At 59.2% G+C, this 13,142-nt stretch carries 13 protein-coding genes; 4 read left to right on the plus strand and 9 right to left on the minus strand.

Features of this window, described 5'->3' with window-relative positions:
* Positions 1–123: 123 nt before the first annotated feature.
* The 8 genes from GKN89_RS01315 to GKN89_RS01350 form a co-directional block, all read right to left on the minus strand.
* Positions 124–318 carry a ribbon-helix-helix protein, CopG family gene (locus tag GKN89_RS01315; protein ID WP_019455315.1) on the minus strand — a complete coding sequence of 65 codons (195 nt, stop codon included), beginning with the start codon at positions 316–318 and terminating at the stop codon, positions 124–126.
* Positions 319–398: 80 nt separating this feature from the next.
* Positions 399–1,187, minus strand: coding sequence for a spermidine synthase (locus GKN89_RS01320; protein WP_019455316.1), 789 nt, complete (start codon positions 1,185–1,187; stop codon positions 399–401).
* 30 nt (positions 1,188–1,217) lie between these two features.
* Positions 1,218–1,673 carry a 3-hydroxyacyl-ACP dehydratase FabZ gene (gene fabZ / locus GKN89_RS01325; RefSeq protein WP_019455317.1) on the minus strand — a complete coding sequence of 152 codons (456 nt, stop codon included), beginning with the start codon at positions 1,671–1,673 and terminating at the stop codon, positions 1,218–1,220.
* A gap of 184 nt (positions 1,674–1,857) precedes the next feature.
* A complete protein-coding gene (locus tag GKN89_RS01330; RefSeq protein ID WP_019455318.1) occupies positions 1,858–2,352 on the minus strand; it encodes a TIGR00645 family protein in 495 nt (164 codons plus the stop codon).
* Positions 2,353–2,419: 67 nt separating this feature from the next.
* Complete coding sequence (locus tag GKN89_RS01335) at positions 2,420–3,376, minus strand: GlxA family transcriptional regulator (RefSeq protein WP_154746189.1); 957 nt, start codon at positions 3,374–3,376, stop codon at positions 2,420–2,422.
* Positions 3,377–3,389: 13 nt separating this feature from the next.
* Complete coding sequence (locus GKN89_RS01340) at positions 3,390–4,166, minus strand: MBL fold metallo-hydrolase (RefSeq protein WP_154746190.1); 777 nt, start codon at positions 4,164–4,166, stop codon at positions 3,390–3,392.
* A gap of 128 nt (positions 4,167–4,294) precedes the next feature.
* On the minus strand, positions 4,295–4,588 hold the full coding sequence (locus GKN89_RS01345; RefSeq protein WP_154746622.1) for a SelT/SelW/SelH family protein: 294 nt from the start codon (positions 4,586–4,588) through the stop codon (positions 4,295–4,297).
* A gap of 141 nt (positions 4,589–4,729) precedes the next feature.
* Positions 4,730–5,971 carry an FAD/NAD(P)-binding oxidoreductase gene (locus GKN89_RS01350; RefSeq protein ID WP_154746191.1) on the minus strand — a complete coding sequence of 414 codons (1,242 nt, stop codon included), beginning with the start codon at positions 5,969–5,971 and terminating at the stop codon, positions 4,730–4,732.
* Between the two features lie 80 nt (positions 5,972–6,051).
* On the opposite strand from GKN89_RS01350, the gene GKN89_RS01355 reads away from it, so the two are divergent.
* The 3 genes from GKN89_RS01355 (at position 6,052) to adhP (ending at position 9,466) form a co-directional block, all read left to right on the plus strand.
* Entirely contained in the window at positions 6,052–6,948 is an 897-nt protein-coding gene (locus GKN89_RS01355) for a sulfite exporter TauE/SafE family protein (protein WP_230328901.1), read from the plus strand.
* Entirely contained in the window at positions 6,896–8,254 is a 1,359-nt protein-coding gene (blh, locus tag GKN89_RS01360; protein ID WP_230328940.1) for a bifunctional sulfur transferase/dioxygenase Blh, read from the plus strand. The genes GKN89_RS01355 and blh overlap by 53 nt, the downstream gene beginning before the upstream one ends.
* Positions 8,255–8,449: 195 nt before the next feature.
* Entirely contained in the window at positions 8,450–9,466 is a 1,017-nt protein-coding gene (gene adhP / locus GKN89_RS01365; RefSeq protein WP_154746192.1) for an alcohol dehydrogenase AdhP, read from the plus strand.
* A 64-nt stretch (positions 9,467–9,530) separates the two neighbouring features.
* On the opposite strand, the gene GKN89_RS01370 is transcribed toward adhP, so the two are convergent.
* A complete protein-coding gene (locus tag GKN89_RS01370; protein ID WP_025159746.1) occupies positions 9,531–11,051 on the minus strand; it encodes an aldehyde dehydrogenase family protein in 1,521 nt (506 codons plus the stop codon).
* A 275-nt stretch (positions 11,052–11,326) separates the two neighbouring features.
* Between GKN89_RS01370 and GKN89_RS01375 the strand changes: the two genes are divergently transcribed.
* The gene (locus tag GKN89_RS01375; protein WP_154746193.1) at positions 11,327–13,102 is read left to right on the plus strand and encodes a sigma-54-dependent Fis family transcriptional regulator; all 1,776 of its coding nucleotides are present in this window, start codon (positions 11,327–11,329) and stop codon (positions 13,100–13,102) included.
* The last annotated feature ends 40 nt before the right edge of the window (positions 13,103–13,142 follow it).

The following is a 13,142-nucleotide window of genomic DNA, read 5'->3' on the forward strand; positions in this document are numbered from 1 at the left end:
GAGAGTGTGAAGGCATAGAACAGTAGCAGCGATATCGCAGGATGGACAGGCCGCAGCGGAGGATTCGGATTAAGGACACGCGCAGGGGCGAACGCGCTTCACGGTTTGCGGAGCCGGCGCCGATCAATTGCTCTCGACGCGGGGATTGGCGTGCGTCGGCTGGCTGGGATAATCCACCTGATGCTTTTGCAGATAATCGCGGATCAGCTGGCGCACCACTTGGGAAGGGGTAACGTCCTGCTGCAGACAGAGTTCTTCCAGGGCTTTCTTTTTGTCCGGGTCAATCAGCACCGTCAGCCGCGCCGTTTTCTTTTCCATCAGGATCCTCCAGAGAATGATAACTGAATGATAATACCATGTGGGCGAAGCGGCCAGCCAGAGCGCGCCGCCGCCCGCGTTCAGCGGAAATGCAGCCGCTCTATTTTGCGCGACAGGTAGCCGAGCTCGCAGTTGAACAACTCGCCGCTGCCGGCGGCCAGCGTGCGCAGCGTGCTCAGCGGCAGCGTCACACGGGCCGGCGTAGCGTAAATGATCACGTTGCCGCTGGGGGCGACGCAAAACAGCACGGTGTTGAATACCCGATGCAGGCTGTGATACAGCAGGCTGTTTTCGTCGGGCAGGTCGTGGTAATTCAGCACCAGCCAGCCCCCGTCGTTCAGCCGCGCGGCGCAGTTCTCCAGAAATGTCTGACTGCCTTGCTGCGGATCCATGGCGAACGCCGAATAGAGATCGGAAAAGATCAGATCGTAGCGCGCCTCGGCGGGCGGGCGTACGAAGTCCATGGCGTCGGCGGTGCGCAGGCTGATGGTGTCGGTGGCCGGCAGCGTAAAGTAGCGGCGCGCGACGGCGATCACCGCGGCGCGCAGCTCGACCACGTCCAGACGCATCGCCGGATCGAGGGCATGCAGCGCACGCAGCAGGCTGCCGCCTCCCAGGCCCAGAATCAGCGCCGATGCCGGCGGCTGCCAGGCCACCGCCATCAGCATCGCTTTGATGTAGTTGTGGATCGGCTGCGCGGGGTTGCTGAGGCTCATCTTGCTTTGTTCGCAGATGCCGTCAAACCGCAGCGTGCGGTAGTCCTTGTGATCGGAAACGATGATTTCGCCCCAGGCGTCGGCTTCGCGGGCGATCACCTGACCGCGCGGGGAGAAATCGAGGGTTCTGAGTAAGCTGTCAACCAGAGACATGGTATTCGCAGGGCTCCTTTGGCAAGCGGCCTATTTACGGGCGCACATGAAATCGGCGGTGCAAATGCGCCGGCCATCGATGCTGGCGCGGCCGGTGAAGCGGGCGATCGCCCCGCGCCGGCGCACGAAAGCGACCTCCATCAACACCTGGTCGCCGGGACGGGCGGCGCGATAAAACCGCGCCCGCTGAATGGCGGCGAAGTAGTAATGTTCCCCTTCATTGAGCGCCCCGAGATAGTAATGCGCCAACAGACCGGTGCTTTGCGCCAGCGCTTCCACCAACAGCACGCCGGGAAAACCGGCGAAATGCGCGTGGCCGCTCCAGAACGTCGGCTCATTGGCGGTGATGTTCTTGATGGCGCTCAGCCGCCCTTCGGCGATGCAGGTACCGGCGGGCAGCACGCGATCGACCAACAGACAGGGATAGCGATGAGGCAAAATCGCCTGAATATCGTTGAATTGCAGGGGTTGACCATTCAATGGCATGGGAGTGCGTGATCCTGTCTGCGGCGAAACCGGTGCGATGCCGGCGTTCAGTTCATTATGAGTGTAATGACATTATAATAAAATTATCATCAGATGTGCCAGGTGAAAAAACAGACGGCGGCGCGCAGGGGGAGTTAGGCGTGGGAGAGGCACCCGATCCTGACGATCGGGTGTCGCGGCGAGCTTAGTGCTTGGAGCGGGTCACCTTGTCCAGGTAGCCCATCACGAAAGCGGAGAGCACGAAGGTGAGGTGGATGATCACATACCACAACAGTTTGTTGTCCGGTACGTTCTTGGCATCCATAAACACCCGCAGCAAATGGATGGAGGAGATGGCGACGATAGACGCGGCGACTTTGTTTTTCAGCGACGTGGCGTCCATTTTGCCCAGCCAGCTCAGTTTCTCTTTCCCTTCGCTGATATCCAGCTGCGAGACGAAGTTTTCATAGCCGGAGAACATCACCATCACCAACAGGCCGCCGACCAACGCCATGTCGATCAGCGACAGCAAGGTCAGCACCAGATCGGCTTCGGTAACGGCAAAAATATTTGGCAGGACGTGGAGAATTTCCTGAAAAAACTTGATCGACAGAGCGACCAGGGTAAGCGACAGGCCAAAATACACCGGCGCCAGCAGCCAGCGAGAGGCGTACATCGCATTTTCTAACAAGCGTTCCATAACATTATCTGAGTGTGGTCAAAAGGGCGCTCAGTATAGCGCAGGAGACCCGGCCGAAATCAAGCGCTTAGCCGCCAGGGGGCTGGAAGGTTTTGCGCCATTCGCGGGGGTTGACGGCAAAGCGTTGCTTAAATCGTTGGCGGAACGAGACGTCGGATTGAAAACCCGCCAACGCGGCGACGGCAGCGATCGGGTGGCGCGTATTTTCCAGCAGTTCCTGGCTGTACAACAGACGCTCTGCATTGAGCCACTCGCCGACGCTCATGCCGGTCGCCTGCTGAAAATGTCGGGTGAACGAACGGCGGCTCATCGCGGTAAAGCGGGCCAGCGCATCGAGATCGTGCGGCTGGGCCAAATGTTCGCGCAGGTGAGCCAGCAAGCGATTGATGCGTTGATCCTGAGTGCTGGCCGGCAGCGGGCGAGCGATGAATTGCGCCTGTCCGCCATCCCGGTGCGGCGGGATCACCATCCGTCTGGCCAGCCGATTGGCGATGGCGCTGCCGTAATGCTGCCTGACTACGTGCAAACAGCAATCCAGGCCGGCGGCGGTGCCGGCGGAAGTGATCAGCCGCTCGTCGCTGACATAAAGCGCGTTGGCATCCAGCCGCACCAGAGGAAAACGCGCCGAAAAATCCGCTTCGTTTTCCCAGTGAGTGGCGGCGCGGCGATGGTCGAGCAGACCGGCATACGCCAGAACATAGGTGCCCAGACAGAGCCCGACGATCTGCGCGCCGCGCCGATGCGCGTCTTTTAGGGCGTCGATCAGCGCCGCCTCGGGGCGTTCTTCCGGATGCGGCCAGAAGGGGATGACGATGATGTCCGCCCGCTGCAACGCCGTCAGATCGTCGGGCACCTCCAGCGACATGCCGAGCTCGGAACGAATGGTCCCCGCACGCAGCCCGCAGACTCTCAGATCGAACAGCGGTTCGTCGGCTAACATCTCGCCGAAAATGATGCAGGGCACCGAAAAATGAAACGGGCTGAAACCGGGCGTCGCAATAAGGGATACGGAGGGTATGGACATAACGTCTCTCTGATTACAGTTGGTAAGCCTCGCCATCTTCCGGCACGCGGACCCAGGGGGTTAACGCCTGCTCCGCGATAAATCGGCGCAGCGTCTCGCGGCTGAGGGTGCAGTGATTCACGGCTTCCAGGTGAGAGGCCACGATGATGGCGTTCGGCATGGCCCGATGTGCGTGCAACACGTCTTCTTTTCCCATGATAATGCTGCCGATACCGGGAATTTGCGCATCGCCGACATTCAGAATAATGACGTCCGGCGCGAAAACGCGCAATGCTTCGTCCACCTGCTGACGCCAAACGGTGTCGCCGGCCAAATAGACGCGAGGTTCCGCCGGATGCGAGAACACGATCCCGCACACTTCGCCGAGGATAGACGCCAGTTGCGCGTCAGCATAGGCGGAATCGCTACCGTGTTGACCGCCGGTTTTATGCAAGGTTATCCCGTGGAACGTCGTCTGCGCTTGCAATATCCGCACGTGAAGAAAACCGGCCGAACGGATCAGCTCGGCGTCTTGTTTGTGCTGCGCAAAGATCGGCGTGTCCTTGGGCAACAGGCGCTGGGCAGCCTCGTCCCAATGGTCGGGGTGGGTATGGGTGACCAGCACGGCATCGGCCAGCAGCAGGCTGCCGACGTCTACCGGCAGATCGACCAGCGGGTTGCGCAGATGGGCGTTAAGCGTGCCTTCCAGCCCTGGATAAGCGCCGCGCGGCGCCAGAAAGGGGTCGATCAGGAACGTTTTGCCAGCGTAGTCGAGCAGCTGGGTGGCATTGCGAATTTGCGTCAGTTTCATCGGTGGCTCCGGGCGAGCCGCAAGGCGCGGCGATTAAGTTGGCGCCAGTATAGGCAACCGCGCTGTGCGCCGGTGAGTCGCCTGCCGGACAATAAGCGATGGGATCGGGCCAACTGCCGGCAACGCCGTCAGTGCCGGGCTTTTTTACCGTCGCTGTGGCCGAGAGAACGCTCGGGGAAACTGTGATCGCGCAGCCGCTGTTTCAGCTGTGCCGCATCGGGGAAACCGCCGTCAATCTTGCGATCCCAAATCACCACGCCATCGACGCTGATTTGATAGACCCCGCCGGTGCCCGGCATCAGGGTGACGGAGGCGAGATCGTCGCCGAAGGTATTGAGCAGCTCTTGCGCCATCCAGCCGGCGCGCAGCAGCCAATTGCATTGTGAACAGTAGTGAATCGTAACGGCGGGGGCGTTTTTCATCATTGATCGACCGGTTAGTGGAAGCGGCTTGCAATCAGCCCGATGGCTCGCAAGCGATGGTGGCTTTGTCGCGCCAAATAGTCAAGCGCCTGCTGAGGCCGCCAGGCGCGGATAACGGCGGCGGCCTCAGACCCTCGGGCGCTATGGCTTGCTTTTGGCGAGCCATTCGACCCCACGCAGCATGCCCGCCCAATAAAATCGGGGTAAAAACCAGGCTTTCAGCCACCATGCCATGCGGCTGGGTTGGGTGTTGTCGAGCAGGGGAAAGGTGGGGAGCAATTTACTGTCGTAACCAAACTCAGCCAGCACAACCTTGCCTTTTTCTACCGTCAATGGGCACGAGCCATAGCCATCGTAATGCGCCGTGGGCGGAGCGCCGTTAATCAGCGCCGCGATGTTCTCGGCGACCACCACCACCTGTTTGCGAGCCGCAGCCAGGGTTTTGGCGTTGGGCGTGGCGCAACAGTCGCCAACGGCAAAAATCGTCTGCCAGCGCTTATGCTGCAGAGTGAACTTATCCACGTCGCACCAACCGGATCCGTCAGACAGGCCGCTTTGGGCAATAAACGCCGGTGCGGACTGAGGCGGCACAACGTGGAGCATGTCGAAGGGCAGTGTGACCTCGCGTTTATCTTCTTCATCACTATCACTGTCCAGAGCAAAGATCGCCTGCCGACGTTTCCCATCGACGCGCACTAAATTATGCCGAAAATTGACCTGTGCGCGGTATTTTTTCAAATAATCGGTCAGCGGAGGAACAAATTGCGGCACACCGAAAACCGCCGTGCCCGCAAGGCAGAAATTGACGTTAATATTATTCAGAACGCCTTGCCGCCGCCAATGATCGCATGAAAGATATAAGGCTTTTTGCGGCGCACCGGCGCATTTTATGGGAAGCGTGGGTTGAGAAAATATCGCCTTGCCGCCTTGCATCTCCCGGACAAGTTTCCAGGTGTATTCTGCAAGATCAAAACGATAATTAGAGGTGACGCCGTTAAGCCCTAACGTCTCTTCAAGGCCTTCTATTTTATCCCAACGTAAAACAAGGCCGCAGGCAACAATAAGGAAATCATAGCTTACGCGTTTCCCCTGACGGGTCTCGATATATTTTTCATCGGGGTCAACCCTGACAACGCTGTCCTGGAGCCATGAGACGCCAGAGGGAATCACATCGCGCATGGCGCGCTGCGTTTTACTTATATCAAAGAGCCCGCCGCCCACCAGGGTCCATGCCGGCTGGTAATAATGACAGTCATTGGGTTCAACGACAGTTATATCCGCATCTTTAACTCGCTTCCTTATGCTTGCGATGACGCCGATGCCAGATGAACCACCGCCAATAACAACAACTTTCTTCAGGGTGTTTATTTTTTCTGGTTTCATGCAGGTCTCCTTTCATAAGAAAGTAGGGGGTTGCGGCTCAGATTTAAAGATAATTTATAGAACTTATGGTTATATTAAAAATGACATATTCGATTTTGCTATATGTAATAGCTAAATGTAATAAGCTATTTGACAATCAACGCAAACTGATCGTTAATAAATGCCATAAATATCGAAAGGGAATTAATGCATTGGATTTTTTCCATTTTACTTTTTATACCCTGACGCTGTTGGTGATAACCGGGGGAATAGTCGGATTTCTCCTGGCTCTGACCGGGGGAGGCGGATCCATCGTCTGCGTGCCCTTGCTGCTGTATATGGTGAAAATCCCGGATACCCACTTGGTTATAGGCACCAGTGCCATGTCCGTTGCCATTAGCGCGCTGATCAATCTTTTTGTTCATGCCGCCAAAGGAAACGTCCGGTGGCAGACCGGCGTTACCGTTTCGCTGGTGGCGGTGGTGGGAACGCTGGTGGGCTCTCAGGTGGGAAAAATGACGGACGGGCACCATTTAACCCTGCCTTTCTCTTTGCTGATGCTGGTTGTCGCCGGATTGACGCTGAAAAGAAATCATCGGGCAGGCAACGGATTACCGTCCTCCCATCCGACATTTCATCCCGCCATCGTGTGGCCCAGCGTGCTGGCGCTGGGCGCGGTGGCCGGTTTTTTGGGCATCGGCGGCGGATTTTTGGTGGTGCCGGCTCTGCTCTGGTTCTTCCGCTTTTCGCTGGTTGAAGCGGTGGCGACCTCACTGGTCGTGGTTTCCGCCATGGGATTATCGACAAGCGCAAGCTATGCCATGTCCGGCAAGGTGTCGTTGGCCATTACCTGCTGGCTCATTGTCGGCGGCGTTCTGGGGGGCGTCGTGGGAGTGACGCTCACCGAGCGCCTGAAAAAACGCGAGGACATTATCCGTGTGCTCTATGCCGGCATGTTGCTGGTGCTGGCCCTTTATATGCTTTTTAAAAGCCTATAAAACAAAAGGAAAAAATATGCACATCCGTACTTACCATCATCAGCTCTCCTTTTCGGGGGCGCCCGCAGCGAATGATTTCGCTATCCTGCATCAACAAGGCTATCGGTTTATCGTCAACAATCGACCAGATGAAGAGCCGGGAGAGTACCTTAACCATCAACAAGAGAAAGCGTTGGCTGAGCAATGGGGAATGGGCTACGTCTATCTGCCTTACACGTTCGACACGCTGACCTGGGAGACTGTTTATACCTTCCATTACCTGTTGCGGCGGGGTGAGAAGACCTTGGCGCATTGCAGGAGCGGAGCGCGTTCTGCCTGCCTTTCCCTGCTGTATGCGCTGCGCGAAGGCCAGATAGACGAAGCGCAATTTCGCAGCCAGTGCGCAGAGTATGGCGCCGATGCCGATAAGGCGCTGGGCTGGTATGGTCGGCATCAGGTCGTTCAGCCTCACGCGGAAGTGCACGCGTTTTATGAGCCGGAAAGCGGCAGCCTGCAGTATGTCGTCGCCGATCCCGCAGCGCGCCGCTGTGCGATCATCGATCCGGTGCTGGATTTTGACCGCCGCTCGGGAACGGTATCGCACCAGCAGGCCCGCAAGATCCTGGATTTTATTCAGCAACGGGGGTGGGGCGTCGCCTGGGTATTGGATACCCATCCGCATGCCGACCACTTCTCCGCCGCCACCTGGCTGGCACAGAAAACCGGCGCCTTCACCGGCATCGGCGAAAAAATTGCCGCCGTTCAGGGGCTGTGGGAAGAGATCTACAATTTAAAAGACCTGCCTGCGGCCAATACCGTCTGGGATGCGCTGTTCGCGGATGGAGACGTCTTTTTTATCGGCAACCTGCGCGCTGAAGTCTTGCTGTCTCCCGGGCACACTCTGGCGTCGGTCACTTATTACATTGCGGATGCGGCCTTTATCCACGATACGTTCTTCATGCCGGACAGCGGCACCGCAAGGGCCGATTTCCCCGGCGGCAATGCGGAAGTCTTATGGGATTCATTGCAGCGGATTCTGAGCCTGCCTGCGGATACCCGGCTGTTTACCGGCCATGATTACCGCCCGGCGGGGCGTGAGGTCCGCTGGGAAAGCACGGTGAGAGAGCAGCGCGAGAACAATCCCTGGGTGGTCAATATGGATAAGTCCCGATTTATTGCGCAAAGAAAGCAGCGGGACGCCACGCTGCCGCATCCGGAACTCATGCTGATGGCGCTGCAGGTCAACATCCGCGGCGGCGTGCTGCCCGACTGCGAAGACGATGGGCAGCACTATCTCAAAATCCCGGTGAATCGCTTTAAGGGCTGAATCAGGCCATGACGGCGCCGCCGAACAGGCAGAACATTCGCCTGGGATCGCGCCGTCTGTTAATTGTTTTTTATGAAATAATCATCCTGATTCATATTTAATTATTTGTTTTTACACAAAACACGCGGTGCTTGCCCTCACCGAATACAGTCACTACATTAACAATGTACTTCCCACTCTGCTAAGGAAAACACCATGAAAGCTGCCGTAGTGACGAAAAACCATACCGTAGATATTAAGGATAAAGTGCTGCGTCCGCTCAAGCACGGCGAAGCGGCGTTGAAAATGGAGTGTTGCGGGGTGTGCCACACCGATTTGCACGTGAAAAACGGCGATTTCGGCGAGGTGCCGGGCATTACGTTGGGGCATGAAGGCATCGGCGTGGTCTCCGCCGTCGGTGAGGGCGTCACCTCGTTAAAAGTGGGTGACCGCGCCAGCGTCGCCTGGTTTTACCAGGGTTGCGGCCATTGTGAATATTGCGTCAGCGGCAACGAGACCCTGTGCCGTTCGGTGAAAAACGCCGGCTACAGCGTTGACGGCGGCATGGCGGAAGAGTGCATCGTGGTGGCGGACTACGCGGTGAAAGTGCCGGACGGGCTCGATTCTTTCGCCGCCAGCAGCATCACCTGCGCCGGTGTCACCACCTACAAAGCGGTGAAAATTTCCGATATCAAACCGGGGCAGTGGATCGCCATCTATGGCCTGGGCGGGCTGGGCAACCTGGCGCTGCAGTACGCCAAGAACGTGTTTAACGCCAAAGTGATCGCCATCGACGTCAACGACGGCCAGCTGGAGTTCGCTAAACAGATCGGCGCCGATCTGACCATCAACTCCAAAACGCAAAATGCGGAAGAGATCATTCAGCAGCAAACCGGCGGCGCTCACGCGGCGGTAGTGACAGCGGTGGCGAAAGCCGCCTTCAACTCGGCGGTCAATGCGGTGCGTGCCGGCGGTAAAGTGGTGGCGGTGGGGCTGCCGCCGGAGAGCATGGATCTGAGCATTCCGCGCCTGGTGCTGGACGGCATTCAGGTGGTCGGCTCGCTGGTGGGCACGCGCGAAGACCTGAAAGAGGCGTTCCAGTTCGCTGCCGAAGGCAAGGTGACGCCGAAAGTGACCAAGCGGCCGCTGGGCGATATCAACGCCATCTTCGACGAGATGAAAGCCGGCACCATTCGCGGGCGCATGGTGATCGATCTCGGCATGACGAAATAACCCGCGTCATCCACTGCGTGAAAAAAAGGCCACCTGCGGGTGGCCTTGTTGTTGTTACCGCGAGTCAGAACAAACCCAGCGGTTTGGCGTCGTAGCTGACCAGCAGGTTTTTCACCTGTTGATAGTGCGACAGCGCCGCCTTGTGGGTTTCGCGTCCGATGCCGGAGTTCTTGTAGCCGCCGAAAGCGGCGTGCGCTGGATACAGGTGGTAGCAGTTGGTCCATACGCGGCCGGCCTTGATCGCGCGTCCCATGCGGTAGGCGCGGTTGATGTCGCGGGTCCACAACCCGGCGCCCAGTCCAAACTCGGTATCGTTGGCCAGCGCCAGGGCTTCGGCCTCATCCTTGAAGGTGGTGACGCCAATCACCGGCCCGAAGATTTCCTCGCGGAAGAAACGCATGCTGTTGTTGCCGGTAATCAGCGTTGGCTGCAGATAGAAACCGTTTTGCACTTCGTCGCCACGCTGGGCGGGTTCGCCGCCCACCACGATTTTGCCTCCCTCGTTTTTAGCGATGTCGATATAGGACAGGATCTTGTCGTACTGCTGCTTGGACGCCTGGGCGCCGATCATGGTCTCGGTGTCGAAGGGATCGCCCTGGCGGATGGCGGCGATGCGCGCCAGCACTTTCTCCATAAACTGCGGGTAGATGGATTCCTGAATCAACGCCCGTGAAGGGCAGGTGCAAACCTCACCCTGGTTGAAGAAGCCCAGCACCAGCCCCTCAACCGCCTTGTCGATAAACTCCGGTTCCGCCTGCATGATGTCTTCAAAATAGATATTCGGCGATTTGCCGCCCAGCTCGACGGTACTGGGGATAATGTTCTCCGCCGCACAGGCGAGGATGTGACGGCCGACCGGCGTGGAACCGGTGAAGGCGATTTTTTCGATGCGTTTGCTGCGCGCCAGCGCTTCGCCGGCCTCGGCGCCGAAGCCTTGCACCACGTTAAGTACGCCCGGCGGCAGCAGATCGCCGATCTCTTCCATCAACACGCTGATGCCGAGCGGCGTCTGTTCCGCCGGTTTCAGCACCACACAGTTACCGCCCGCCAGCGCCGGCGCCAGTTTCCAGGCAGCCATCAACAGCGGGAAGTTCCATGGAATGATCTGGCCGACCACGCCCAGCGGTTCATAGATATGGTAGGCCACGGTGTTTTGGTCGATTTCCGCTGCGGTGCCTTCCTGCGCGCGCAGGCAGCCGGCGAAGTAGCGGAAATGATCGACCGCCAGCGGCAGATCGGCGTTCAGGGTTTCGCGGATCGGTTTGCCGTTGTCCCAGGTTTCGGTCAGCGCCAGCATCTCCAACCGCGATTCGATGCGATCGGCGATCGCCAGCAGCACGTTGGAACGTTCCTGCACGCTGGTTTTGCCCCAGGCGTCCGCCGCCGCATGCGCCGCGTCGAGCGCCAGCTCAATGTCTTTGGCGTCGGAACGCGGGAATTCGGCGATCGGCTGGCCGGTCACCGGCGAGGTGTTGGTGAAGTAGTTGCCGGATACCGGTTCGACAAATTTGCCGCCAATGTAGTTGCCATAGCGTTTGCGGAACGAAACCAGCGAGCCAGGCAAACCGGGGTGGACATATTTCATGTGAAGCACCTCTCTGCAGATGATAACCGGCGCTATTGCGCTGCGCCTGTGAGTGCGGCATGTCGCCGCCGCACAGAGAAGCACGCCCCGTGCCAGATTGATGAAGGGCAAGGGTGCTTATTAAAAGTGATTGTTTATTATGGAATTAGAAATTCATGCCGCTTGGCGAATCGCGCGGCGTCGCCGTCGCCGATGATTTTTTGTGTCCCGTGTCGCAACGCCTGATACACATTTATGATACAAGTTTGCAACACTCGCGAACGGGGGAGAAACGCATGTTGCCTGACGACCGCTTGCCCGCAGAGGGCGCCAGCTTGCTGACCCAGCCGTTGGCGGAATCCTGGCAACGCAGCCAGGGTTATGGCTTGACGCGCACCGATCAACATATCCCGTTTATCAAAGCCGGATTGCTTGAAGAGCTGCGCAGCCGCAACGATTGGGTACCGCAGCGGGTGCAGCCGCTGATCGAGCAGCTGGGTGCGAAAATTACGCGCCAACCCGCCATCGTAGTGATCGCCGACGCCGACGGGCTGGTGCTGGAAACCTGCGGTAATACCGACTTTCTGCACAAAGCGTCGCGCTTTGCGCTGGCGCCGGGCAACCAGTGGGGAGAAGCGGAGCGGGGCACCAACGCCATCGGTACCGCGCTGGCGCTGGGCGATTTCTGCGAAGTGCGCGGCGACCAGCATTTTCTCAACCAAAATGCCGGGTTGAACTGCACCGCCGCGCCGATCTATCGTCCGGATGGCCGCATTGCCGGCATACTGGATCTCTCCGCGCCCGCCCAGCGTCCGTATCCTGACGCGCAGCGCCTGATCATGCAGGCGGTGCGGCATATCGAACACCGTTGGGTCAGAAGCGCGATCGCCGATCGCCACTGGACGCTGCGCCTGCACGCCGATGCCGGTCGCCTGGGCAGCGCGCAGGAGCTGTTGCTGGTGTTTCACGACGAAGTGCTGGTCGCCGCCAATCGGCTGGCGATGATGGAGTTTCAACTCTCGCCGGCGGCCTTTGGCTCGTTTGAGTTCGCCCAGCTGTTCCCCGAGCTGTTACGGCAGCCCGCCGGCGCGCCGCGTCAGACGCTGGCCGGCAATCAACGGCATTATTATTCGCTGCTCGAGGCGCCGCAGCGCCGCGTCAGCGCCCTGCGTTCGGTGCCGCCGGAGGAAAGAGCCGACGAACAACATCAGAAGGCGTTGCGCATTCTCAACGCCGGCCTCGCCTTGTGCGTGACCGGCGAAACCGGCTGCGGCAAAGAGCACTTCAGCCGCCGCCTGTTCCAGGAGAGCCGCTGGCGCAACGGCAACTTTGTGGCGATCAATTGCGCGGCGCTGCCTGAACCGCTGATCGAGTCCGAGCTGTTTGGCTATGCGCCGGGGGCGTTTACCGGCGCTAACCCTAAAGGTTATATCGGCAAGATCCGCGAGGCGGACGGCGGCGTGCTGTTCCTCGATGAGATCGGCGACATGCCGGCGGGCCTGCAAACGCGCCTGCTGCGGGTACTGCAGGAAAAAACCGTCACGCCGCTCGGCAGCCGCAGCGCCTATCCGGTCGATTTCGCGCTGGTCTGCGCCACCCACCACGATCTGCACCGGCTGGTGCAGGCAGGGGCGTTTCGCGAGGATTTGCTGTATCGCATCCAGGAATACAGCCTGCGCATCCCGCCGCTCAGAGAGCGAGCGCAATTGGAGACCTTCATTCTGCAGCTGTGGCGAGAGCTGGGCGGCGAGCGGCGCGGCATTCGGCTGTTGCCGGAGGCGCTGGCGATGCTGGCGCGCTATCCGTGGCCGGGCAACGTGCGGCAATTGCTGAGTACGCTCAAAGTGCTGCTGGCGCTGGCGGACGATCACGCAGTGCTGACCCTGGACGATCTTCCTCAGTCCATCGCTGTGCTGGCGCCGCGGCAAGAGAACGCCGATACCGATCTGGGGGCGCTGCAGGCGGCGATCGACAGGGCGGGCGGCAATCTCAGCCGGGCGGCGAAGGCGCTCGGCGTTTCACGCAGCACGCTGTACCGCAAGCTGGGGAGGCAGAAAACGGCGGCGGAATAAGGCGGCGCGATTGAGCGGCGATAAGGCCCCGCTGCGCGGG

Origin of the sequence: Serratia sp. YC16, assembly GCF_009707615.1 — a bacterium.
GTDB lineage: Bacteria > Pseudomonadota > Gammaproteobacteria > Enterobacterales > Enterobacteriaceae > Serratia > Serratia surfactantfaciens.

Coding starts and splice junctions, on each gene's coding strand:
- blh (WP_230328940.1), top strand. CDS start 6,896: ATGCCGGCATGTTGCTGGTGCTGGCCCTTTATATGCTTTTTAAAAGCC.
- GKN89_RS01350 (WP_154746191.1), bottom strand. CDS start 5,971: ATGAAACCAGAAAAAATAAACACCCTGAAGAAAGTTGTTGTTATTGGC.
- fabZ (WP_019455317.1), bottom strand. CDS start 1,673: ATGCCATTGAATGGTCAACCCCTGCAATTCAACGATATTCAGGCGATT.
- GKN89_RS01335 (WP_154746189.1), bottom strand. CDS start 3,376: ATGTCCATACCCTCCGTATCCCTTATTGCGACGCCCGGTTTCAGCCCG.
- GKN89_RS01330 (WP_019455318.1), bottom strand. CDS start 2,352: ATGGAACGCTTGTTAGAAAATGCGATGTACGCCTCTCGCTGGCTGCTG.
- GKN89_RS01340 (WP_154746190.1), bottom strand. CDS start 4,166: ATGAAACTGACGCAAATTCGCAATGCCACCCAGCTGCTCGACTACGCT.
- GKN89_RS01320 (WP_019455316.1), bottom strand. CDS start 1,187: ATGTCTCTGGTTGACAGCTTACTCAGAACCCTCGATTTCTCCCCGCGC.
- GKN89_RS01370 (WP_025159746.1), bottom strand. CDS start 11,051: ATGAAATATGTCCACCCCGGTTTGCCTGGCTCGCTGGTTTCGTTCCGC.
- GKN89_RS01315 (WP_019455315.1), bottom strand. CDS start 318: ATGGAAAAGAAAACGGCGCGGCTGACGGTGCTGATTGACCCGGACAAA.
- adhP (WP_154746192.1), top strand. CDS start 8,450: ATGAAAGCTGCCGTAGTGACGAAAAACCATACCGTAGATATTAAGGAT.
- GKN89_RS01355 (WP_230328901.1), top strand. CDS start 6,052: ATGACATATTCGATTTTGCTATATGTAATAGCTAAATGTAATAAGCTA.
- GKN89_RS01375 (WP_154746193.1), top strand. CDS start 11,327: ATGTTGCCTGACGACCGCTTGCCCGCAGAGGGCGCCAGCTTGCTGACC.
- GKN89_RS01345 (WP_154746622.1), bottom strand. CDS start 4,588: ATGAAAAACGCCCCCGCCGTTACGATTCACTACTGTTCACAATGCAAT.